This is a genomic window from Cryobacterium zhongshanensis, from assembly GCF_022760445.1.
Classification (GTDB): Bacteria; Actinomycetota; Actinomycetes; order Actinomycetales; family Microbacteriaceae; genus Cryobacterium; species Cryobacterium algoricola.
On the sequence record NZ_JALGAR010000002.1, the window covers coordinates 264,881 to 287,780 of the forward strand.

The window sequence follows — 22,900 nt, forward strand, 5'->3', positions numbered from 1 at the left end:
CCGGGTGATCATTGACCGTGCGATCAATGTAGAGTCGGAGCATCGCTTCTCCCTGCGAATCTCCCGACGAAAGCCGCACCATGAACCTCCTCGCACCGCAGAAGAAGCGCACGACCGTACTTCGCACCATATTCAGGATGGTGCTGGGAGCCTTCCTGCTGCTTGCCGGCATCAGCCATCTCACGGTGAACCGTGAGGCGTTTCTCGCCCAGGTGCCCACCTGGCTTCCGATCGCGGGAGACTTCGTCGTCCTGGCCTCCGGCGTCGTCGAGATCGTCCTCGGTGCCTCCCTGCTCGCGCTGGGCCGGTACCGCGTACAGGTCGGCTGGATCGTCGCGGCGTTCTTCGTCGCCATCTTCCCGGGAAACATCTCGCAGCTGGTCACGCACACCGATTCCTTCGGGCTGAACACCGACCTCGATCGCGCAGTTCGGCTGCTGCTCCAGCCCGTCCTGGTGCTGTGGGCGCTCTGGTCTTCTGGTGCCTGGCTGGCCTGGCGCCGGTATCGTGCCGAACGGCGCACCGAGGAAGACGCCTGATCGATGGGTGGCCCCAAGAAGCCCGAACAGGAGCGCTGCGCTGCGATCCTCGCCGCTGCGTACGAGATCGCCCTCGCCGAGGGTCTCGATGCCGTCACCGCACGCCGGGTGGCCACCGCGGCCGGTATCTCCACGGGCCTCGTGTTCTTCCACTTCCAGTCGAAAGACGGTCTGCTCGAGGCGTTGCTCGGCGTGCTGCTCGATGGCACGCTCGACGCCCTGTCCGACTCCGGCCTGGAACGGCTGGAGCCGTGGGACCGCCTCGAGCGGATGATCCGGGTCGAGCTGGAGCGCCTGGTGGAGTACCACGCTGCGGTCGAACTGATCTTCGCGTTCTACTTCTCCCGACGCGACGACCTGTTCCGCGCCCGCATCGAATCGAGCTTCGGGCGTTACCTCGCGGCGTTCTCGCCGGTCTGTCGTGAGGTCGCCGTCGGGACCCGCATCCAGGGTGACGAGCTCGCGGCAACGGTGGTCGCTCTGGTCCAGGGTGCCTCGATCCAGGCGATCCGCAATCCGGAGACCTTCGACCCGGAGGCGATCCTGGCGACGCTTCGAGCGGTGCGCCCGGCCTGATCGGAATGGCCGGAGCGAGTGATCCGGTCCGGTGGGCTGCGCCGGACTTATGACCGGATCGCCTGGCCGAAAGCGGTCAGGCGTCGTTCACGGAACGTTGAGAGGTCGCGGTCAGCAGCCGGGAAGGCGACGTCACGCCCGGGCGCGTCCATCCGGACGAACTGCGTGGGGGAGCGGCTGGTGCGAGGGCAAAGCGCCCTGCAGCAGCTGGTTCACGAGGTGTTCGCAGTAACGGGCGGCGGCTTCCGCGTCCCGAGGTGGCGGAACGAAGCCCATGAGAGTCCCCACCAACACCGATCCGGTGATTGCCTGGATGAGGATGTCCGGGTCGCATTCCGTCGAAAGTTCGTCGCGCGTGATTGCGGCGACGATGAGTGCACGGTTCTGGAAATGGATGACGTTTCGGAGTCTCTCAAAATACTGTCGATAAAGCCCCGGCTGCAGCCCTCGCTCAGAACTCAACCGCAGGATGAACGCACCTTGCTCAGAATGAGCGAGTCTCAGTGTGGCCATCGCGATTTCCTGGAGTTCCCCCCGGAGGTCTCCTTGAAGAACGTTCTCCGGGACCAGGGTGTGGGAGCGAAGGACATCGTCCATCAGATCGTCGACGGATGCCCATCTGCGGTAGATCGCTGGCTTTCCGACAGCAGCTTCTCGCGCGATTGCCTCGAATGTGAAGCCTGCTCGGCCGCCCTGCACATAGACGCGTTGCGCAGCGAGGAGGACCTTGTTGTGGATTTCTGGATCTCGAGGGCGCCCCGGCCGGCGTTGTTTCTGCTCGTTCACCCTGCTCCCTCCACATGCCCGTTGTCCACCAGCCTACGCATCGAGCGCCGGCTGGCGTGGGCGCAGAAACACTTGTGATCGGGAGTGGTCACTACCTATGATCAGTTACGTACGGTCATCGTACGTAAATGACGAAGGAGTCCACGTGAATATTGATGGCATCGCACCCGAACGCACGCCCAAGATCCCCGTGATTACAGAAGAGCTCATGCTCGGTGATGCCGGTCGATGGCGTCGCTTCGGCGACGTTGTACCTGCAGGCGGGTCGCTGAACGATGATGGATCGGCGGACTACGGCCTTTTCGGGCCTGGGTCGATCGTTTGGGAGGTGCTGCTCCATCCCGCCTCGATCGTTTTCGAGACGGCCGCGCAAGGGGCGGTGCAGTTCCTCTACAAGCCGATCACGGCGGGCATCCGCGACTTGGATCCGATCTCTCGCAAGGCTCGAGCGGGCAGATTCACCATGTTCGACTTCTTCGAACGGTTTCAGCGCAATTCGGGAATGCACGCGCCGATGTGGCTTGGCGATACGGCCACGGCGACGAGCATGGCCACGCATCTTCATCGCATCCACAGTCACGTGAACGGCGATGTCATCGACCCGAAAGACCCGTCGCTGGGCGGCTACGCTGCGGCCGAGCCGCGGGACGCGATGTGGGCGGCGATCACAGAGATGCACGCGATGCTCTGCGCATACGAGAAGCTCGCGTGGCACGGCGATGAGCCCCCTCGACCGCTCACTGCCGCCCAGCGGGACCAGTTCGTCATGGAGATGGGCTCGTATTTGCGCCTTGTCGGTGCTGAGGAGTCCGAGATTCCGCAGAGCATGGCTGACCTGGACGCTCTCTACGAGAAGTATTGGCCCTACTTCGGACACCGCGAGAGCGTCTTCCGCGACAGGGAGACCGGGGTGGACATGATCGCCCAGTACAAGCAAGTCGGTCAGCAGAACTGGGACCCCAGTCACAAGCTCGCGACCGACGCGTTGGCCGAAGTCTATGAGCAGTGGCACGACGTGATGCACGCGGTGCTTCCGGAGAAGTTGCAAGTTGCGGCGGACGTGCCTCAGGACCGGATCGATGCCTCGGATGACGTCATCCGCCGTCGCGAAGCTGACATTCGTCAGATTCAGAACCCTGCAAACGAGGCGCGCATCATGCGGCTGTTGTGGGGGCCGGACGGAGTGGACCTGATTCATAATGCGCGTCGACTCCAGCAGGAGGCACTCGCTCAGACGGCATAAGAGCACAGGTCCTGCAGGACGAAGTCTCGAGGGTGCCAGTGTGTTCGAGCGATTCGACTAGATCGAGCGTCCAACATCAACAGGTGTGACGCCGATTGGGATCACTGACACGATGCGACCTGGGCTGCATCGCCCTTAATGAACGGATCGCCTGACCGAAAGCGGCCAGGCGATCCGTTCTGAGGTTCCTGGGCTTAGAGGCCCTGGGCCAGACGGTAGTACGCCGCGTTCCAGCGGATTCCCTGTTCGAAGCTCCGCAGTTCGGTCGTCTCGTCGATGACGAGAAGCTCCGTCTTCGCGATGTCGGCGAAGTCGGTGAACGCCTCGAGGCCGAGCGCGGTCGACATCACGGTGTGGTGCGCCGCACCAGCGGTGAGCCAGGCGGCCGCCGAGACGGCGAAGGACGGTGCGGGCTTCCAGACGGCGCGGCCGACCGGCAGCTTCGGCAGGGGCTCGGTGGGCTCGACAACTTCGATGACGTTGGCGACGAGGCGGAACCGGTCGCGCATGTCGCTCATCGCGACGACCACGGCGGGTCCAGGATCGGCCGTGAACACGAGGCGCACGGGGTCTTCGCGGCCGCCGATACCGAGCGGGTGGATCTCGAGCGTCGGCTTCGCGGTCGTCAGGGCGGGGTTGACCTCGAGCATGTGGGCACCCAGGATGACTTCCGCCCCGGGGGTCAGGTCGTAGGTGTAGTCCTCCATCAGGGAGGCGCCGCCGGGGAGCCCGGAACCCATGACGTTGGCGGCGTGCACGAGGATGGCCGTCTTCCAGTCGCCTTCGGCGCCGAAGCCGTAGCCGTCGGCCATCAGGCGCTGCACGGCGAGGCCGGGGAGCTGGCGGAGGGCTCCGAGGTCTTCGAAGCTCGTGGTGAACGCGCCGAATCCGCCTGCTTCGAGGAATGACCGGAGGCCGATCTCGATCGCGGCGCCGTAGCGCAGCGACTCGTGACGCTCGGCGCCCGCCCGCAGTTCCGGCGCGACGTCATAGAGTTCCTCGTACTCGGCGACGAGGGCGTCGATCTGGTCCTCCGTGGCCGCGTCGACGGCCTCGGCGAGGTCATTGACGCCCCAGGTGTTGACCTGAACGCCGAACCGCAGCTCTGCCTCGGTCTTGTCACCCTCGGTGACCGCGACGTAACGCATGTTGTCGCCGAACCGGGCGAGCTTGAGGCTCTTGGTCGCAGCCCAACCGGCGGCGGCACGGGTCCAGGTGCCGATCTGCGCGGTGACCGCGGAGCTCGAGGCGTGGCCGACGACCGTCTTCCGGGCGACGCCCAGGCGGGTCTGGATGTAGCCGAACTCCCGGTCGCCGTGCGCGGCCTGGTTGAGGTTCATGAAGTCCATGTCGATGTCCGCCCACGGCAGTTCGACGTTCGCCTGGGTGTGGAAGTGCAGCAGGGGCTTCTGGAGGGCGTCAAGCCCGGAAATCCACATCTTTGCGGGGGAGAAGGTGTGCATCCACGCGATCAGGCCGATTACGTTGTCGGCGGCGTTCGCCTCGAGGATCGCCCGCTTGATCGACTCCGAATCCTTCAGCACCGGCTTCCACACGATCGTGACCGGAATGTCGGATGCTGCCGCGAGCGTGTCCGAAATGGCGCGCGACTGTTCCGCCACCTGACGGAGGGTCTCCTCGCCGTACAGGTTCTGGCTGCCGGTGAGGAACCAGACCTCGTAGGAGCGTAGGTCGGGAGTGATGCGGTTGCTCATAGGGTGCTTTCCTTCAGTGAGAGTGTGTCAACTGCGGTACGTTCGACGGCGAGGCCGGCGGAATACCGCGCAAGGTAGGTCGTGAATCCAGCGACGTCCGTCGGATCGGGCTGGGTGGTGTCGAACGCGGTGTTCGCGAAGACGTGTTCGTCGAGGTAGTCGTCGAGGCTCTGGCCGTGCTCGGCGGCCCGAAGGTAGGACGCCAGCACTGCGATGCCCCAGGCCCCGCCTTCGGAGGCCGTTTCGGTCACGGTGACGGGGGTGCCGAGCGCCCCGGCGAGGAATCGCTGCGCGACCCCGGCGGTGCGGAACATGCCGCCGTGGGCGAACATCTCGTCGATCACGACGCCCTCGTCGGCAAGGACGCGCATCCCGAGGCTGAGAGTGCCGAAGACCCCGTAGAGCTGGGCCCGCATGAAGTTCGCGAGCGTCAGCCGGCTGTCCGGCGTGCGCACGACGAGGGGCCTGCCCTCGGTGAGGCCGGCGATCGGCTCGCCCGCCAGGTGGTTGTAGGCCAGCAGCCCGCCGGCGTCCGCCTCGCCCTCGAGTGCTTCGCTAAACAGCGCGTTGAAGACGGCGTCGCTGGCGAGCGGCTGGCCGGCGACCGTGGCGAACCGGGCGAAGAGGCCGACCCAGGTCGCGAGTTCGCTCGCACCGTTGTTGCAGTGGACCATTGCGACGGGGTCCCCAGCCGGAGTAGTGACCAGATCGAGCTCGTGATGCACATTGTCGAGCGGCCGTTCGAGCACGACCATGGCGAAGATGCTCGTGCCCGCACTGACATTGCCCGAGCGGGGGGCGACGGACCGGGTCGCGACCATTCCCGTTCCGGCATCACCCTCGGGCGGGCAGAGGGCCGCGCCGGGCTTGAGCGTACCCGTCGGGTCGAGAAGGCGGGCGCCCTGGACGGTCAGGTTCCCAGCGGGCTGACCCGCAACGAGCACCTCCGGCAGCAGGTCGACGAGGTGGGATCCGGCGGTTCCCGATGCGGAGAGCCCGTCGTAGCGCGCCAGGAGCTCGGTGTCGTAGGTCTTGGTCAGTGCGTCGATCGGGAACATGCCCGATGCGTCGCCGACGCCCAGGACTTTCCGACCCGTGAGCTGCCAGTGGACATAACCGGCGAGGGTGGTGAGAGAGGCGATCTCGGGAACGTGTGGTTCGTTGTCGAGGACCGCCTGGCGGAGGTGTGCGATGGACCAGCGCAGCGGGATGTTCACGCCGAACAGCTCGGTGAGTTCCGCGGCGGCCGGGCCGGTCGTCGTGTTCCGCCAGGTCCGGAACGGCGCGAGGAGGTCACCGGCCGCATCGAAGGCGAGGTATCCGTGCATCATGGCCGAGACGCCGATCGCCGCGAAGCTGTCGGGGCGCACGCCGTAGTGAGATTCGGCATTGTCGATGAGGTCGGCGTAGGCAGCCTGCAAGCCGGACCACACGTTCTCGAGCGAATAGGTCCACACCTGTCCGACGAACTCGTTGTCCCACTCGTGACTGCCGACCGCGATCACCTGCGACGGGTCTTCGCCGATCAGACAGGCCTTGATCCGGGTCGACCCCAGTTCTATCCCGAGGGAGAGACGCCCCGCGCGCAGGTCGTCTCGCGCGGAATCGCCGGGGGAAACGGTTTTCGATGTCGACACAAGACTCCTTTGACTTGCTCATGTGATCGATCACATGCGCGATGGTATGCAGTCTACGACATCGTCCTCCCGTCTGTCGACTGTCAGTGTGCGGAGCGCAGCCGCTCCGGCGGGGCGCCGGTGGACGCCCGTTCGATGAGCTCCGGGTCGACGACCGGGCGCACGTCCGCTTCGCCGAGGAGAAGCGCCACGGCGCGCCGCCCGGCTTCGGCCAGGTCCTGACGAACGGTCGTCAACGCGGGCTGGTAGTAGGCGGCCTCGGGAACGTCATCGAAGCCGACGATGCTGAGATCCCCCGGCACGGTCAGGCCCAGGGAGACTGCGGCGCTCAGGGCGCCGAGCGCCATCTGGTCGTTGCCGGAGAAGATGGCCGTCACGCCCTGTCCGATCAGCGCCCGGGCCGCACGATGACCTGACGCGGCGCTCCAGTCGCCGATCTCCACGAATCGTGGATCCAGCTGTCGCGACCGGAGCTCCTCCTGGAAGCCGGTCAGGCGCTGTTGTGCGTCGAGCCATTCCGGCGGGCCGGCGATGTGGCCCACGCGCTGGTGGCCGAGGTCCAGCAGATGCGAGGTGGCCAGCCGGGCCCCCCGGACCTGGTCCAGCATCCCGTCGTGTGGCGCGCTCCCCGCCGCCGTCTGCAGCGTCACGTACGGCACCGGGATCGTCAGGCCTTCGAGCGCGACGAGCACCTGGGTCTGTGGGGCGACCACGATCAGCCCCTCGGCCGAGAGGTCGGCCAGGTGGCTGAGGGCGTCGTCCACCGATTTCCGGTCGAGTCCGTCCGCGTTCGCGATCGTCACGCTGTAGCCGCGACTGCGTGCCGCGGCCCCGATGGCCGCGACGATGGTCGCGGGTCCGTACTCTCCACTCGAGGTCGACAGGATTCCGATCAGGCGCGATCGGCTCGAGGACAACGCGCGGGCGGCGGCGTTCGGCCGGTAGTTCAACTCCCGCATGGCATCGAGCACCTTCTGGCGCGTGGCCGCGCGCAGGCTGGGGTGATCATTCAGAACACGGGAAACCGTCTGGTGGGATACTCCGGCGACCCTGGCCACATCGAACACACTGGCGGCACGAGGTCTGGCCTCCTCGTTGTCTCGATCTACGCCCATGGTCTGATTATCGCCGGGTGCGGAGGTCGTGCGGGTCACGGGGCGTCCGACCTCTGCCTGGATGACGAGGTCAGGGCTCGCCCAGGGACAGGAGTACAGTTCGGCGAGTTGGCCACCGCGGTGAAAGGTTGGGACATGACAATCAATTTCGGCGCTCGCGGGCACGATGTGACGTGGGCGTCGACTCCCGAGGAGCTGGCACGTGGCCTGGCGGGTTACGGGGTACACACCGTGCAACTTGCGCTCGGCCGGTCTTTTCCGGAGCTGAGCGGCGCGGACGCCCTCAACCCGGGAATGGGCGCATACTTCCGCCGCACGCTGGCCGCCCAGGGCGTGGACATCGCCGTGCTGGGTTGCTACGACAACATCATCCATCCGGATGCCGGGCGCCGGGAGTCGATCCTGCGGAAGTTCGAGGCCTACCTGCGCAACGCCCGGCATTTCGGCGCTCCGATGGTCGCGACCGAGACCGGAAGCATCAACCGGGAGGGCTTTGCCTTCACCAGGGCGAACTTCACCGACGAGGCGTATCGAGAGACCGCCGCGGTCATCCGGCGGCTGGCCGAATTCGGCGAACGCGTGGGGACCATCGTCGCCATCGAGCCGGGCATCAACCACCCGATCCACAACCTCGATCGGGTCGAGCAACTCCTCGACGACATCGACTCGCCCTACCTCGGCATCGTGTTCGACGCCACGGCGTTGCTCGACCCGCACGAGCCCGTCGACCTTGCGGTGTTGGCGGGCGACGCCTTCGAGCGGTTCGGGGGACGCATCGTCGCGGCTCACCTCGACGACTACCGCCTCTCGGATGGCCGGATCATCCGCTGCGACATCGACGACGGGGTGCTTCCGGTCGCCCAGATCCTGGCGACGATCAGCGCGCACTCTCCCCATCTCGCGGTGATCATGGAGGAAACCGTCAACGACGCGATCGCCAGGACGGTGGATCGCTACGCGGAATCGGGATTCTCGAAGTGAATGTCCTCGGGGTTTCGACTCCGGCGGATGAACTCCTTGGTCGTCATGCCGAACTCGTCCTTGAAGCAGCGAAGGAAGTGCGTGTACGACGAGAACCCGGCCTGCCGATAGGCGTCCAGGGCGTTTCCGTGTGTGCTCAGCAGATCCTTGCTGTGCAGCAGCCGTTTCTTCAGCGTGTACCGGTGGAAATTGAGTCCGGTGTTCGTCTTGAACTGCCGTGACAGGTAGTACTTACTGATGAAGAACCTGCCCGCGACGGCATCGAGCGACAAGTCCTCGTCGAGGTTGTCTGCGACGTAGCCCATGACCGCCGAGATCAGGGCGGACACGGGAAGGTCGTGGGGAACGACCGCGTTCTCGGAGTCGAAGACCGCCTTGTTGAGTTCGATCAGGAACTCGATCAGCCGGTTCTCGCGGACGAGGTCCGCGCCGAAGCCCCCCTGACCGGGATCGTCCAGGCGAGAGATCTGGTCGCGCAACCAGCCGGCATCCACTCGGATCACCTGGCTCGTCGGGGTGCCGTCCTTGGCGAACAGGAGGTTGAGGTTGGTGCTTTCCGACGAACGGCTCGTGAGGAACTCCTCGCGAATGTGGATGTAGGCACGTTCGTAGTACTCGCTGGACTGCCTGACGATGTTGTGCAGGTCGTTCCTCCGCACGAAGGTCACGGTTCCCGGTTCCGTGGAGTATTCGGTCCCGCCCAGCCGGAAGACACCCGTGCCGCTCAACACGCAGTTGATCTCGTGGAAGTCGTGATAATGCAGGTTCGCGTGCTCACGGACAGCATTGTCGACGTGGTACAGCTCGAAATGCCCGGAGATCATCGAGTTCACGATCACTGCGCGGCGAGGCTCCATCGTCCTCTCCTCTCCGTGAGCTCAGGCGACAGTCTGGCACGCAGCCTCCGCTGCAAGAAACGGCAGTTTTTGCGCAACGGTCGACATGACGGGGCCTGTATCCGCGGATTCGCGGGTTGTAACGTTTCAAATACCAAGGAATCAAAGAAGATTGTGAAGAGAAACCATGCATCTAGACACTGCCGTCAGCAGAGAGCAGATCGTCCACAAGATCGATGCCATGATCTCCAACCTGACCACAATCAGGGACGAGTCGGGTAAGTTTCTGCTCCATTTCAATGATGTCGTCGTTGACGACAAGAGCTGGAATGTGTGGAATTGGCCCCAGGGCGTCGGTCTCTACGGGATCTACAAGAACTACCGGATCACCGGAAATCCTCTCGCAGCGGATGTCGTGCACGAGTGGTTCGACACCGCGCTTGCCGCGGGCGCTCCGCCGAAGAACGTCAACACGATGGCGCCACTGCTCGCCATGGCCTGCCTGTACGAGGACACCAAGGACAGCAGGTACGTGCCGTACCTCAACCAGTGGGCGCAGTGGGCCATGCACGACATGCCGCGCACCCACGGCGGCGGCATGCAGCACATGACCTATGCCGGACCGAACTCCCAGCAGCTCTGGGACGACACCCTGATGATGACGGTGCTGCCGCTGGCGAAGATCGGTCGCCTGCTGGACCGGCCGGAATACATCGAGGAAGCCAAGTATCAGTTCCTCATCCACGCCCAGTACCTCATGGACAAGAAGACGGGCCTCTGGTTCCACGGCTGGTCGTTCGACCGCAGGGACAATTATGCCAACGCGCTCTGGGCGCGGGGCAACTGCTGGATCACCATCGCCATTCCGGAACTCATCGGAACCCTGGGGCTGAAGCCCGGCGACCCGGTCAGGGAGTGGTTACTCGAAATCCTGAACAGCCAGGTCTCCGCGCTCGCGGGACTGCAGGACGAGTCCGGCATGTGGCACACGCTGCTCGACGACCCGACCTCCTACCTGGAGTCGTCCGCGACGGCCGGCATCGCATACGGGCTGCTCAAAGCGGTGCACGAGCGCTACATCGACACGAGCTACGCGGCCGTGGCCGAGAAGGCCGTCGCCGCGCTCTTCGACCGGATCACCGACGATGGCGAAGTCCAGAACGTCTCGGTCGGAACCGGAATGGGCGATGACCTGGACTTCTACAAGAACATCGACCAGACGGCGATGCCGTACGGCCAATCGCTCACGGTGCTGTGCTTCGCCGAGTACCTCGTCTCATTCTGCTGAGAATCCCGCGCCTTTCACGAAAAGAGTAAGAACATGACCGAAAAATTCGACATGGGGAGCTTCTCCCTGAACGGCAAAGTCGCCCTGATCACCGGAGCCAGCTACGGCATCGGGCTCGCCATCGCCTCGGCGTACGCCGCCGCCGGCGCCCGGATCGCCTTCAACGATCGCGACCAGGCCGCGGTGGACCGGGGACTCGCGGCATACCAGGAGGCCGGGATCGAGGCCCACGGGTATGTGGCCGACGTCACGGACGAAGACGCGATCGTCGCGATGGTGAAACAGATCGAGCAGGAGGTCGGTTCCATCGACATCCTCGTCAACAACGCCGGCATCATCAAGCGTGTCCCGATGCTCGAGATGAGCGTCGCCGACTTCCGCCAGGTGATCGACGTGGACCTGAACGGTCCGTTCATCGTCGCCAAGGCTGTGCTGCCGGGAATGATCAAGAAGGGTCACGGCAAGATCATCAACATGTGCTCGATGATGTCGGAGCTCGGGCGCGAAACGGTGTCGGCATATGCCGCAGCCAAGGGCGGCCTGAAGATGCTCACGCGCAACATCTGCTCGGAATTCGCCGAGGCCAACATCCAGTGCAACGCCATCGGCCCCGGCTACATCGCGACGCCGCAGACGGCCCCGCTCCGTGAGCTTCAGGACGACGGCTCCCGGCATCCGTTCGATCAGTTCATCATCGCGAGGACCCCGGCCGCACGCTGGGGCACACCGAACGACCTCTGCGGCCCCGCAGTGTTCCTGGCCTCCGACGCGAGCAATTTCGTCAACGGACTGGTCCTCTACGTCGACGGCGGCATCCTCGCCTACATCGGCAAGACCCCTCAGTAACGCGGGACCGCCCGCACCAGCTCGTGAGCTCCATCAATGAAGAAGGTCGAAGAACCAATGAAGATTGCTTTGATAAACGAGAACTCCCAGGCCTCCAAGAACGCCGTCATCTACAAGGCGCTCGCGGACGTGGCCGACGAGAAAGGCTACGAGTCCTTTAACTACGGAATGACCGGTGCGGCGGGCGAGAGCCAGCTGACCTACGTGCAGAACGGTCTCCTCGCCTCGATCCTGCTGGGCACGAAGGCCGTGGACTTCGTCGTCACCGGGTGCGGCACCGGAGTGGGGGCGATGCTGGCTTGCAACAGCTTCCCCGGCGTGGTCTGCGGCCTCGCAATCGAACCGACGGATGCCTATCTCTTCTCCCAGATCAACGGTGGCAACGCGCTCTCCATTCCCTATGCGAAGGGCTTCGGCTGGGGAGCAGAGCTCAACCTCACGCTCATCTTCGAGCGCCTGTTCGCCGAGCCGATGGGCGGCGGGTACCCCAAGGACCGAGTGGTCCCCGAGCAGCGCAATGCCCGCATCCTCACTGAGATGAAGGCCGTCGTGTACAAGCCCCTCATCCAGGTCCTCCAGGAAATCGATCAGGACTTCCTGAAGGAGACCATCGCCACCGAGAACTTCACGGAGTACTTCACCGCGAACGCCGAACCGGGGGAGGTGCGCGACTACATCCTCGCGTCACTCGCCTGACCGGCGAGCGCACTGCTGTACCAACTTCACAATTCGAACTAGACGTCTATCCAAGGAAAGTACCCGAGACGTAAGTCTCTCGCGCCCGAATTCCGACGCGGTCACCACAAAGTTGTGCGTGGGCCCGCGCCCGAATAGGGGTTTCAGCCCGGCGAGCGCACGATGACAGTACTTCTTTCGAAAGCGATCAAAGCAGATCCACTTAGTTTAGGAAGATCAGGGTTAGTCATGACCGGAAGCACGGCAACGTCACTCAAGACGCCGTCCAACGACAAACAGGTTTCATCTCGCAATCTCAAGCGCGCCGCCTTCAGCGGGTGGATCGGGAGCGCACTGGAGTACTACGACTTCACGCTGTACTCCCAGGCCGCCGCGCTGGTGTTCCCCACGGTGTTCTTCCCCACCTCGAGCCCGGCCGTCGCCATCGTCGCCTCTCTGGCCACGTACGGTGTCGGCTATGTGGCGCGGCCGATCGGCGCCATCGTCCTGGGTAACCTGGCCGACCGCCACGGCAGGAAGCACGTCCTCGTCATCGCGATGATGATGATGGGCCTGGCCACGCTCCTCGTCGGCGTCCTGCCGACCTACTCCCAGGTCGGCATCCTCGCGCCGATCCTGCTGGTGGTGCTCCGGCTCGTCCAGGGATTCGCCGTCGCCGGGGAGCTGGGTGCCTCGAACGCCCTCATCGTCGAGCACTCGCCCGACTCGAAGCGCGGCTTCTTCGCAAGCTTCAGCCTCCAGGGGTCCCAGATCGGCAGCATCCTCGCCCTCGCGTTCATGCTCCCGCTCGCATCCGCGCTTCCCGCCGAGGCCTTCCAGACCTGGGGCTGGAGGATTCCGTTCCTGCTGAGCGCGGTCGTCATCCTCGCCGGCTACCTGATCCGCCGCAATATCGAAGAGCCGCCCGCCTACCTGAAGCAGTCCCAGGTCAAGGAGTTCAAGACCCCGGCGATCGAACTGTTCCGTCGCTACCCGCGCATGCTCCTCATCTGCGTGATCAGCACCCTGGCCAACGTGATCGGCACGGCGACCCTGGTCTTCGGTGTCACCTACGGCAAGCAGGAGAGCTACGGAGTCGGCTTCACGACGAGTGAGTTCCTCTGGATCATCCTCATCATCAACTCTGCCTCTGCCCTGACGATCCCGCTGTTCGGGAAGCTGTCGGACGTCTTCGGCAGGAAGGCGCTCATGATCACCGGCGCCCTCGGCGGCGGTCTCACCTCGATCCCGTTCCTCTTCGCGGTGCAGGAGAAGAACTTCGCCCTGGTGCTGATCCTCGGCGTGCTCGCCATGTCGATCTTCTTCCAGATGTGGAATGCCACGTTTGCCACGGCCTACCAGGAACAGTTCCCCACCCGGCTGCGCGTCACCGGCTTCGCCGTCTCGCAGAACGTCGGCCTGATGCTTGCCGCGTTCGCGCCGGCGATCTTCACGCTGATGGCCCCTCCCGGAACCAGCAACATCCCGATCGTGATCGGCATCACCACCCTGGTGGTCACCGTCATCGCGGCAGGTGCCACCCTGTTCCTCCGCAACGGATCCGGTGAAAGCCTGGCCGAATAGCCGGCACGACAGAAGCCCTCTGCCTCCCCGTGATCACGGGGAGGCAGAGGGCTTCTCCGTGAGTCGCCCAGATGGCGGGCTCGTGCGGGTATTGGTTGTGCACAAAGCGTTCGTGTGCAAAGGTTAGAGCATGACGAGTCCTTTGCTCGAGATGCCGTGCTTCGCCCTGTATGCGGCCTCGCGTGCCGTGAGCCAGGCGTATCGTGCCGTGCTTGCCCAGGAGGACATCACCTACCCCCAGTTCCTGGTGCTCGTCGTGCTTGCTTCCGAGGGTGAGTCCTCAGTGAGCGCGCTCGCGAGCGCCATGTTCCTGGACTCGGGCACCCTGTCCCCGCTCCTGCAACGGCTGGAGGCACGGCAGATCCTGACCCGCGAACGCCGGAAGGGTGACGAGCGCACGGTGATCGTGGCGCTGACCCCCGAGGGGCTGCGCTTGCACGGTCGGGTGACAGGCGCCGTTGACTGTCTGGTTCCCGCCTACGGGATCTCGACGGTCGATGAGCTTCATGGCCTGCTGGATAGCCTGCACGCCATCACCGCGGGTATGTCCGAGCTCACAGGAATCGTGCGCTCCTCGTCGCGAAGCGAACTCGTTGGCTAATTGAGCCCGTCTTCCGCTGTTCCGGCACCCGCTGTGCCGGCACCCGCTGTGCCGGCACTCGCTGTCCCGGCACTCGCTGTCCCGTCACTCACCATTCCGTCACCCAGCATCCCCGCACGGCCCAACCGGAGGAATCACATGCCACTTGAAATCGGCTCGACCCTGAACCTGCAGCTTCGGGAGATCGGCGGGGGTGACCTGAACCTCACCGACTACCGCGGAACCTCGAACGTCTTCGTCTACTTCATGCGTGCTCTGTCGTGCGCCCAGTGCAACGCAGCGGTTCGCACCCTCGCCGCGCAGCAGGATGAGCTGGCGGCGGCGGGAGTCCGGGTCATCGTGGCCGTGCCGGAAGACGAGGCTGCGGCGACCGCATGGAAGGCGAAGCGGGGCGTGCCGTTCCCGGTCGTGATCGGAAAGGACGGAACGGCCCACGCCGAAGCGGGACTGCTCCGCAAGGTCTTCGGCGCCATCCAGCAGTCTGGCGGTATTCTGCTCGACAAGGAGGGAACGGTCCGCTACTCCCACATTTCGACCAATCCTGGAACCAGCTATAACAAGGCCGACCTGGCTGCGGCGATCGCCGCACTGACGGCGAGCACGCCCGCCGAGTAGCTCCTGGTGTGAGGGGGTCGTGGCCATTGCTACGACCCCCTTTGTCATGCCTCAATTCGCTCGCGGATTAGAACCACATTCCGTCTAACGGAATGTGACTATGGCGGCATGCTCGGCGGAACAACATAATGTTTGTGACGTCGCGAGCGTCAAGCGGCGCAGTGCCAAGTCGCGAGCGTCTAGCAGCGCAGTGCCGATTAGGGAGCGTCAAGCAGCGCAGTGCAAAGCAGCGCAGTACCACGTCGGGCTGCACCCAGCATCACCGTACCCAGCACCGCCGTACCCAGCATCACCTCACCCAGGGGCGTCCGCAGGCATCAGCACGCTGACGCCTCTTCGGCTGCGCTGCTGACTAGAACTGGCTTGCGTTGTCGGGGTCGTTGGGTTCGGGGTCGAGGTTCCAGACGTCCACGATCGGGGCCGGTGGTTTCGGTGCGGGTTTGCGATGTTTGGGTGATCGCATGTCGGCGGAGGGTTCCACGATGTAGCGGTACCCGGCCGGGGACGTCCACTCGATGCGGCCGTCGCCGAGGTGTCTTGGTGTCCACCGCGTGTAGCTCTTCACCGCGTGGTGATACGGGCAGAGGTGGGCGAGGTTCATCGCGTCGGTTTGGCCGCCGTGTTGCCATTCGACGCTGTGGTCCACGTCGGAGCGTTTCGCGGACCGGCGGCAGCCGGGGAAGGTGCAGGTTTCATCCCGCACCTCGAGCCACTTCTTGAGCGCCGCGGGGACTTTGTAGGTGTCGCGGCCCATGGAGAGCACGACCCCGGTTTCCGGGTGGGTGAGTAGCCGGGTGAAACTCGGCGCACCGGCCGCCAGGCGCCGTGCGGTGTCGGTGTCGATCGGCCCGTACCCGGCCAGGTACCCGGGTTCCTCACTCTTCCCGAGGAGAGTCAGCACGGGGACGGTCACATTCACCTGCGCGGCCACCCCGGCACCGGTCCCGTCCGGGGTGACCCCGCCGATCAGGACGTCGGTGAGTACGTCCGCCGCGAGCTGGGTCAGCGTGCGTTCCTCGTCCGGGCCCTGCAGGGTGAGGGCGGTGTCGAGGGTGCGGTGGTAGGCGGCCTGAATCTTCTCCGCGTCGCCGGTCACATACAGGGAGGCCATGCTGTCGTTGAGGGCCTGGAACACCACGTGTCGCTCCTCGACGCTTTTCTGGTGCCGGGCGGTGATGGTTTCCGGGTGGGTGCGTTCCCGGACCCTCCGGGCCCGGTCGGCGAGCTTCGCCACGGTGAACACTTCCGCGTCGGGCACGAGGACGTCCTCGAACACGGCGCGGGCCCGGGCGGCGGCGTCCGGGTCGCCGTCGACGGTGATGCCCCAGGCCTGATCCATGATCACTTGCGCGTGCCGGTAACTGATCGCCCCGGAGGACAATGCTTCCCGGGTTGCGGGGAGTTCCTCGGCCAGGGTGCGGCTGGCTTCGATCAGGGTCTCCGTCGTGCGCCGCGGCAGTCGGAGCAGGGCGCCGACCTCGCAGGCGAACTCCTCCTTCGTGGCCTCCTCCGGCGACCACGGCGGGCGCCGCCCGCCGGCCAGCACGGCGGCCTCGGCTCGGGCCCTCCCGACGTCGATGAGTACCCGCTGCGCGGTGTAGATCGCATCGGCCCGTTTCGCGGCGGCCCGGTTCATCTCCCGGTCCGCCTCCTTGATCGCCTCGTAGACCTCGGCGAGGGACGGCTCCACCAGTTCGAGGTGGCGGGCGTTGAGGTAGCTATCGGGAGTGGTGTCGGGCGGGACGTCAGTGGGGATGTCGGGCGGGATGTCCGGAGGGGTGTCCGGAGGGGTGTCTGCAGGGGCCCGGGGAGGGGTCCCTGGCGGTGGTTCCGCCGTGCTGTCCAGGTGAGTTTCTGAGGGTTTTTCAACTGTCATGGGGGCACTCTATGGACCACCACCGACATTCCATCGGCATCCGCCACCCCACACATGCCCTGTGGAAAACCCGGTCAGAGAAACTTTGTTGAGGACGGGCCGCTCCGGGGTCGGTCGTGGCGAGCACGCTGTGTTCCCCGGCCCCTGGGCTAGATCAGCTGCCGCTTCTCGATCTGTTCGAAGGTGCTCGTCGCGTCCCGGAGTCCGCCCCACAGGACCGCCTGTCCGGCGGCCAGGGAAGCGGGGACATCGAGGATCCGCTGGTTGCTGCTGCCCCGGAACTGCAGTTTCAGGTCGCGTTTCGCGAGCTCGAACCGGCCGTCGACCAGGACGTCGATTCCGCGGAGCATGGCCAGCTTGTCCGGGCTCTCGAGCAGCAGCTCTTCGAAGGTGTACCCGGTCCAGGACCAGACGTCCTTCGACGAGCCGAACTCCCGGCGGACCCGATCGATCAACCCGAGACACACCCCGGTGTTGAGGAAGGGTTCGCCGCCGAGCAGGGTCAGGCCCTGGACGTATTCCTGACCGAGGTCCGCGAGGATCTGGTCTTCGAGCGCCTGGGTGTATTCCTGGCCGTAGCGGAAGCTCCAGGTGGCTTCATTGAAACAGCCCTCGCAGGCGAACAGGCACCCGGACAGGTACAGGCTGCACCGCACGCCTTCGCCGTCAACGAAGACGAAGGGCTTGTAATCCCCAACGTACCGCTGGCTCAGTTTCTCCGACAGCCACTCGCCGGGCTGCGGGTTACGCATCCTCGGAGACCGATGCCGCTGCATCCGCCCCGCTGACGCCCGTGGTGCCCGCCATGTGCTTGACCCGGGACGTGATCTCCATGTGCCGGCCGTGCACCATCGGACGAGCCTGCGGGTTGCCGAGGTAGCCGCACGTGCGCTTGACGACGTCGCAGGTCATCGGGTCGGCATTGCCGCACTCGGGGCACTCGAAGCCGCGTTCCGTCGCGTCGAAGTCGCCGGAGAAACCGCAGGCGTAACAACGGTCGATCGGGGTGTTGGTGCCGAGGTAGCCGATCCGGTCGTAGGAGTAGTCCCAGACCGCCTCGAGGGCCTTGGGGTTCTGCTGCAGGATCGGGTATTCGCAGTAGTGGATGAACCCGCCCGACGCGAACTGAGGGTAGTCCTTCTCGAAGTCGAGCTTCTCAAACGGCGTCGGGCTCTTGCGCACGTCGTAGTGGAAGCTGTTGGTGTAGTAGTCCTTGTCGGTGATGTCGGCCACCGTGCCGAACTTCGCGGTGTCGAGCCGGCAGAACCGGTCGGTCAGGCTCTCGCTCGGGGTCGAGTACACGCTGAACTGGTAGCCGTACTCATTGCTCCATTCCTGGGTGCGGTCGTGGAGCGTGCGCAGGATGTCGACGGTGAAGTCTTTCGCTTCAGGGTTGGACTCCCAGGCTCCGCCATAGAACGCCGCAGCCACTTCGTAGAGGCCGATGTAGCCGAGCGACACCGTGGCGCGCTTGTCTTTGAACAGGGTGTCGACCGACTGGCCGGCTTCCAGGTGCTGACCGAATGCGCCGTAGACGTAGAGGATCGGTGCGTTCTCCGGGGTCGCTTCCTTGCAGCGCTCGATCCGGAAGAGCAGGGCATCGCGGGCGATGCTCACGCGCTCGGCGAGGATGCTCCAGAACTTGTCCTTGCTTCCGGCGGCCTCGAGGGCGATCCGCGGCAGGTTGAGCGTCACGACTCCGAGGTTCATCCTGCCCTCTGAGACGTCGTTGCCGTCTTCGTCTGTCCAGCCCTGGAGGAAGGACCGGCAGCCCATCGGTACCTTGAAGCTACCGGTGAGCTCGACGATCTTGTCGTAGTTCAGGATGTCCGGGTACATGCGCTTGGTCGAACACTCGAGCGCGAGCTGCTTGATGTCGTAGTTCGGGTCGGTCGGGTCGAGGTTGAGGCCGCGCTTGACCGTGAAGATCAGCTTCGGGAAGATCGCAGTACGCTTCTCCCGGCCGAGTCCCTCAATGCGGATCTGCAGGATCGCCTTCTGGATTTCGCGCTCGAACCAGCTGGTGCCGAGGCCGAAGCCGAGCGAGGTGAACGGGGTCTGCCCGTTCGACGTGAACAGGGTGTTGATCTCATATTCGAGGCTCTGCATCGCGTCGTAGATGTCCTTGAGGGTCTTCTCCTCCGCGAACTGCTGGTGCTGGGACTCGTCGGCTATCCACGTCCGGGCGTCGGCCAGATGCTTCTGGAGGTTCTTCTCCGCGTAGGGGGCGAGCACCTCGTCGATGCGGTTGCCCGAGCATCCGCCGTATTGGCTGGACGACACGTTCGCGATGATCTGCGAGATCTGAGCGGTGGCCGTCTGGATCGAGCGGGGCGGGTCGACGTCGGCGTTGCCGATCCGGAAGCCGGTGCTGAGCATCGTCTTGAAGTCGATGAGGCAGCAGTTCGTCATCGGGGCATAGGGGTGGTAGTCGAGGTCGTGGTAGTGCAGGTCGCCCTTCTGGTGGGCGTTGGCCACGTGCGGCGGCAGCATCTTCAGCCCGATCGCCTTGCCCACCGCTCCGGCGGTCAGGTCGCGCTGGGTGTTGAAGACGTCGCTGTCCTTGTTGGCGTTCTCGTTGACGACCGTTTCGTCTTTACTGATCAGCTTGATAATCGAGTGGTTGATGTCGGTTGACTTGCTGCGCGCGAAGTCGCGCTGGATCCGGTAATTGATGTACGCCTCGGCGGCGTCGTATTCCTTGCTGTCCAGCAGGGCGTGTTCCACGATGTTCTGGACCTCGTAGATCTTGATGTCCACGGCGAAGCGGGACGCTATCTCGCGGTCGACGCGGGCGACCAGGTCGCGGATAATCCGGTGCGTGAGCGGGGTCAGTTCACCGTTCACTTCCGTGAAGCTCTTGGCTAGCGCGGCGTAGATTCGTGCGTCATCGAATGCGAGCCGGCGACCGTCGCGTTTCGCCACCATGAGTGTGCTGAGACTGCTGCCAGCCGTAAGTGTCCCGGTGCCGGGGGTTTCCATCTTCAACACGCGCTGCCGTCTCCTTGACTAATACTCCCCACGACAATCGAGCGGGACAGTAAGTCGGGCGAAAGACCATATCTAGTGGTTGGGGCGTGAGATCGATACTACCTGTTGTGGTCAGACCACAGCAGCATATTCTGCATCGCGTCGCAGAAATCGAGATGGCGGCATCAATCGTTCCGGACCGCACTCGGGCTCGGTCGAAGGCCTGCAGGGTGGGGCTGCGCGGTGCGTGGGCAGCCTGGCGAGGGGCTGCGTGGTGACGCCTGGCGAGGGGCAGCCTGGCGAGGGGCTGCGTGGTGACGCCTGGCGAGGGACAGCCTGGCGAGGGGCTGCGTGGTGCGGAGGCCTGTGGGCAACTCCGCACCACGCGCACGGCGATGCCCCGCTATCGCGCATGAACTCGCGTCGTGCCTGGTTCGGACATGCCGGTTACGGCGTTCCCCCCGGAACTGTAACCTAGACATGTCCAACCGAAGGTAAGCGTAGCAGACGTTAGACATGTCCAATGTTCGGTTCCGGAACCGACCTGGATGTGGCATGGATAGGGGAGTCGCCATGGATCACGACGAACGTCGAGAGCGGGCCAGCGAGCTGGTCGCGGCGCTCAAGCTGCCACGGCCGCTGACCGCGGAACTGCTCCACCGGCATATGGAAGGGCTGCGGCACAAGCGGATCGTTATCCGCGCGGCGAGTGCCCGGATGATGGAATCCGGGGTGTGCGGACTCTGGATCGCGGTCGATGGTGAGGACTTCGAACGGATTCATTACGCTCCAACCGAGTCCGCCGTGCACCGCCAGCAGTTCATCAACCACGAATTCGGACACATGATCCTCGACGGGGAGAAGGTCCTTCTACCGGCTGAACGGGTCGCGCTTCTCGCTCCCCTCATCCCCTATGACGCGATCGTGCATGCCCTGGCCCGGAGCAGCTTCACCGAGGAGCAGGAAGCGCTCGCTGAGGCCATCGGCGATTGCCTGGCCTTGACGATGTTGACCGATAGCACCGACGTTCGGCGCGGTCCGCAGACCGGATTCGGGCGGGTGCTCTGATGGTCGTGATCGTGCAAGTGATCGTATGTTCCCTCCTCTGGATCGCAACCCTGGTCTGCCTGCCTTCCGCGTTCCGTGGGCGTCGGCGGCTGCTGTTCTGGCTCCTGGCCACCTTCGCAGTACTCATGACGCTCCAGCCCGACCCCGTCTACGCAGTGATCGACTCCGCCATCGGCGGCGTGAACGTGACCTACTTCGTATTACACGCCGTCGCGATTGTTGCCGTTGCGCTCGTGAACAGCCTTGTTCAGGCGGCGGCCTCGCCCGATGGGATCACCCGGCGTCAGGCGAAAGTGACCGGGAGCGTGACGGTCGCGGTCATCGTTGTTCAGGCGGTCTTGTTCTTCGGAGCGGACTGGCGGATCACGGACGATATCCACCATTCGTTCTTCGACCGCTGGGACTACACGATCTATGCGTCGACGACCTGGGTCGTTTTCGCATACTTCTCGGTTTCGGTTGCTCTCGCTTGCCTGGCCGACATGCGCCGCCAGCGCCGTACCCTGACCCGGGTTTCCCTCGGCTTCGTGGCGCTCGGCTGTCTCGGAGTGTTGATCTGGGCGCTCGTCAGCATCACCAACGCCACGATGACGGTCATGCACCACGATTCCGACTTCACCAACTGGTCACGGCCGCTCTATTTCACTACCTTGCTTCTTTCTCCCCTGTGCATGGTCGTCGGACTCGGGCTCACGGCCGCCGTTGACGGAACGCTCACGGTGCAACGCCGGGTTCGGGACCGCGTCCTGTTGTGGCGACTTTCCCCACTCTGGGAGCGCCTTCTTGCCTCGTCCCCTGAGCTCAGCATGGACGCGTCGGTTCCAAGGATCCGGCTGGTCCTCTCCCGCGATCCGGCAGCGCGGCTCTACCGTCGCTACGTCGAGATCAGGGATAGCCTGCTGCTGTATCCTCAGCACATATCTCGCTCGGAACAGGTCCTCCTGACCGCCACTGAACGTCAGACTCATCCCGAAATGGCAGGCGAACACACGGTATGACCGACAACTCGACGAGCGGCCCCGCTCCGTCAACACCACAGGTCGAATTAGCTCGCAAGCTGAATCTGCTCCTCGACGTCGTGGTCGCAGAGGGGAACACCCCGCACACCTACCGTGAAATCGCCGAGGGCCTTCGGGAGAAGTCCCTGTCGCTCTCCCGCGCCCGGTGGGCGTACATGATCGCGGGGTCCGGTCCGCTCGTCACGGACGTGGAGCTCCTGACCGGAATCGCCGAGTTCTTCCGAATTCCGCCCGCGTACCTCCTGGGGTCTGATGACGACCTCCCTGAACGAGTGGATGCCCAACTCGCCTTCGTGAAGAAGATCCGCGCCCAGCGCGTGGTCACCTTCGCTGCGCGGACCCTGGGTGACGTTTCCCCGGAAACCCTGCGCACCATCACCCAGCTCCTGGAAGACGACGGCCTCGAGTAGCTCCGCCCGATCCCGCTCAGCCGAGCGAACTCAGGCGGCGATCGTCAGGACGAGTGCGAGGGCGGCGGGGAAGAACTGGAGCGAGGCCGCACGTCGGTAGGAGCGGCCCGTCGAAGCGAGGACGATCCCGGCGATCGACATGCAGGCCGTGCCGAAGATGACGGCCGTCTTGCCCGCAGTGAACGCGGATCCGGACTGCGCGAGCAGCACGACACCGACGAGTACCCCGCCGGCGAGCGCGAGGTTGTAGAAGCCCTGGTTGTATGCCATCGACCGGATCGTTGCCGCTTCCTCGTGCGAGGCGATCCCGAATCGTCCGTAGACGGACGGCCGCATCCACAGCACGCTCTCGAACACGAAGAAGACGACGTGCAGCAGGGCGGCGACGGTGGCGACGATTTGGGCGGCGATGAGCATGAATTCCTCCGGAATATTGTGGACCAATCGGTACGGAATCTATTCTGCCGTATCCGCGTCCCGAGCGCGACCACAGGAAACGACGGCCACCGGGGTGCTGAAC

Annotated in this window: 22 protein-coding genes; 13 read left to right on the forward strand and 9 right to left on the reverse strand. The window is 64.6% G+C overall.

Going from position 1 to position 22,900, the window contains the following annotated elements; translation table 11 throughout:
• The first annotated feature begins 80 nt into the window (after window positions 1-80).
• Window positions 81-539: a DoxX family protein gene (locus tag MQH31_RS09775; RefSeq protein ID WP_243011874.1), complete on the forward strand. Its 459-nt coding sequence runs from the start codon at window positions 81-83 to the stop codon at window positions 537-539.
• Between the two features lie 3 nt (window positions 540-542).
• A complete protein-coding gene (locus MQH31_RS09780; RefSeq protein WP_243011875.1) occupies window positions 543-1,115 on the forward strand; it encodes a TetR/AcrR family transcriptional regulator in 573 nt (190 codons plus the stop codon).
• Window positions 1,116-1,247: 132 nt separating this feature from the next.
• Here MQH31_RS09780 and MQH31_RS09785 read toward each other — a convergent pair whose 3' ends face one another.
• A complete protein-coding gene (locus MQH31_RS09785) occupies window positions 1,248-1,901 on the reverse strand; it encodes a TetR/AcrR family transcriptional regulator (protein WP_243011876.1) in 654 nt (217 codons plus the stop codon).
• A 145-nt stretch (window positions 1,902-2,046) separates the two neighbouring features.
• Here MQH31_RS09785 and MQH31_RS09790 point away from each other — a divergent pair, with 145 nt between their 5' ends.
• Window positions 2,047-3,144, forward strand: a complete 1,098-nt coding sequence (locus MQH31_RS09790; protein ID WP_243011877.1) for an oxygenase MpaB family protein — start codon at window positions 2,047-2,049, stop codon at window positions 3,142-3,144.
• Window positions 3,145-3,338: 194 nt separating this feature from the next.
• On the opposite strand, the gene araA is transcribed toward MQH31_RS09790, so the two are convergent.
• The 3 genes from araA to MQH31_RS09805 form a co-directional block, all read right to left on the reverse strand.
• Window positions 3,339-4,859: an L-arabinose isomerase gene (gene araA, locus MQH31_RS09795; protein ID WP_134535650.1), complete on the reverse strand. Its 1,521-nt coding sequence runs from the start codon at window positions 4,857-4,859 to the stop codon at window positions 3,339-3,341.
• Window positions 4,856-6,496, reverse strand: a complete 1,641-nt coding sequence (locus MQH31_RS09800) for a xylulokinase (RefSeq protein ID WP_243011878.1) — start codon at window positions 6,494-6,496, stop codon at window positions 4,856-4,858. Before MQH31_RS09800 ends, araA begins: the two co-directional genes overlap by 4 nt.
• 83 nt (window positions 6,497-6,579) lie before the next feature.
• Window positions 6,580-7,611 carry a LacI family DNA-binding transcriptional regulator gene (locus MQH31_RS09805; RefSeq protein ID WP_243011879.1) on the reverse strand — a complete coding sequence of 344 codons (1,032 nt, stop codon included), beginning with the start codon at window positions 7,609-7,611 and terminating at the stop codon, window positions 6,580-6,582.
• A gap of 135 nt (window positions 7,612-7,746) precedes the next feature.
• On the opposite strand from MQH31_RS09805, the gene MQH31_RS09810 reads away from it, so the two are divergent.
• Window positions 7,747-8,592 carry a sugar phosphate isomerase/epimerase family protein gene (locus MQH31_RS09810; protein ID WP_243011880.1) on the forward strand — a complete coding sequence of 282 codons (846 nt, stop codon included), beginning with the start codon at window positions 7,747-7,749 and terminating at the stop codon, window positions 8,590-8,592.
• On the opposite strand, the gene MQH31_RS09815 is transcribed toward MQH31_RS09810, so the two are convergent.
• The gene (locus tag MQH31_RS09815; protein WP_134535646.1) at window positions 8,565-9,449 is read right to left on the reverse strand and encodes an AraC family transcriptional regulator; all 885 of its coding nucleotides are present in this window, start codon (window positions 9,447-9,449) and stop codon (window positions 8,565-8,567) included. The two genes, MQH31_RS09810 and MQH31_RS09815, sit on opposite strands and share 28 nt — an antisense overlap.
• Before the next feature lie 166 nt (window positions 9,450-9,615).
• Here MQH31_RS09815 and bglB point away from each other — a divergent pair, with 166 nt between their 5' ends.
• From bglB to MQH31_RS09845, 6 genes are all read left to right on the forward strand, one after another.
• Complete coding sequence (gene bglB / locus MQH31_RS09820) at window positions 9,616-10,716, forward strand: beta-galactosidase BglB (protein WP_243011881.1); 1,101 nt, start codon at window positions 9,616-9,618, stop codon at window positions 10,714-10,716.
• A gap of 33 nt (window positions 10,717-10,749) precedes the next feature.
• On the forward strand, window positions 10,750-11,562 hold the full coding sequence (locus MQH31_RS09825; protein ID WP_134535644.1) for a gluconate 5-dehydrogenase: 813 nt from the start codon (window positions 10,750-10,752) through the stop codon (window positions 11,560-11,562).
• A gap of 57 nt (window positions 11,563-11,619) precedes the next feature.
• Window positions 11,620-12,258 carry an RpiB/LacA/LacB family sugar-phosphate isomerase gene (locus MQH31_RS09830; protein ID WP_243011882.1) on the forward strand — a complete coding sequence of 213 codons (639 nt, stop codon included), beginning with the start codon at window positions 11,620-11,622 and terminating at the stop codon, window positions 12,256-12,258.
• A gap of 228 nt (window positions 12,259-12,486) precedes the next feature.
• Window positions 12,487-13,821 carry an MFS transporter gene (locus MQH31_RS09835; RefSeq protein ID WP_134535642.1) on the forward strand — a complete coding sequence of 445 codons (1,335 nt, stop codon included), beginning with the start codon at window positions 12,487-12,489 and terminating at the stop codon, window positions 13,819-13,821.
• Between the two features lie 130 nt (window positions 13,822-13,951).
• A complete protein-coding gene (locus MQH31_RS09840) occupies window positions 13,952-14,422 on the forward strand; it encodes a MarR family winged helix-turn-helix transcriptional regulator (RefSeq protein WP_243011883.1) in 471 nt (156 codons plus the stop codon).
• A gap of 138 nt (window positions 14,423-14,560) precedes the next feature.
• Window positions 14,561-15,037: a peroxiredoxin family protein gene (locus MQH31_RS09845; protein WP_243011884.1), complete on the forward strand. Its 477-nt coding sequence runs from the start codon at window positions 14,561-14,563 to the stop codon at window positions 15,035-15,037.
• A gap of 352 nt (window positions 15,038-15,389) precedes the next feature.
• Here MQH31_RS09845 and MQH31_RS09850 read toward each other — a convergent pair whose 3' ends face one another.
• The 3 genes from MQH31_RS09850 to nrdD all read right to left on the reverse strand — a co-directional run bounded on the left by MQH31_RS09850 (window position 15,390) and on the right by nrdD (window position 19,895).
• Window positions 15,390-16,913: an HNH endonuclease signature motif containing protein gene (locus MQH31_RS09850; protein ID WP_243011885.1), complete on the reverse strand. Its 1,524-nt coding sequence runs from the start codon at window positions 16,911-16,913 to the stop codon at window positions 15,390-15,392.
• Between the two features lie 149 nt (window positions 16,914-17,062).
• Window positions 17,063-17,665 (reverse strand): anaerobic ribonucleoside-triphosphate reductase activating protein, encoded by a 603-nt coding sequence (nrdG, locus tag MQH31_RS09855; RefSeq protein WP_243011886.1) that lies wholly within the window; start codon window positions 17,663-17,665, stop codon window positions 17,063-17,065.
• Window positions 17,658-19,895, reverse strand: a complete 2,238-nt coding sequence (gene nrdD, locus MQH31_RS09860) for an anaerobic ribonucleoside-triphosphate reductase (protein WP_243012166.1) — start codon at window positions 19,893-19,895, stop codon at window positions 17,658-17,660. Before nrdD ends, nrdG begins: the two co-directional genes overlap by 8 nt.
• A 561-nt stretch (window positions 19,896-20,456) precedes the next feature.
• Here nrdD and MQH31_RS09865 point away from each other — a divergent pair.
• The 3 genes from MQH31_RS09865 to MQH31_RS09875 are packed head-to-tail and all read left to right on the forward strand — an operon-like array spanning window position 20,457 to window position 22,380.
• A complete protein-coding gene (locus tag MQH31_RS09865) occupies window positions 20,457-20,951 on the forward strand; it encodes a hypothetical protein (RefSeq protein ID WP_243011887.1) in 495 nt (164 codons plus the stop codon).
• Window positions 20,951-21,949, forward strand: a complete 999-nt coding sequence (locus MQH31_RS09870) for an MAB_1171c family putative transporter (protein ID WP_243011888.1) — start codon at window positions 20,951-20,953, stop codon at window positions 21,947-21,949. Before MQH31_RS09865 ends, MQH31_RS09870 begins: the two co-directional genes overlap by 1 nt.
• On the forward strand, window positions 21,946-22,380 hold the full coding sequence (locus tag MQH31_RS09875; protein WP_243011889.1) for a hypothetical protein: 435 nt from the start codon (window positions 21,946-21,948) through the stop codon (window positions 22,378-22,380). The genes MQH31_RS09870 and MQH31_RS09875 overlap by 4 nt, the downstream gene beginning before the upstream one ends.
• A gap of 30 nt (window positions 22,381-22,410) precedes the next feature.
• Here the strand turns inward: MQH31_RS09875 and MQH31_RS09880 are convergent, their stop codons facing one another.
• Window positions 22,411-22,824 (reverse strand): DUF1304 domain-containing protein, encoded by a 414-nt coding sequence (locus MQH31_RS09880; protein ID WP_243011890.1) that lies wholly within the window; start codon window positions 22,822-22,824, stop codon window positions 22,411-22,413.
• Window positions 22,825-22,900 lie beyond the last annotated feature (76 nt).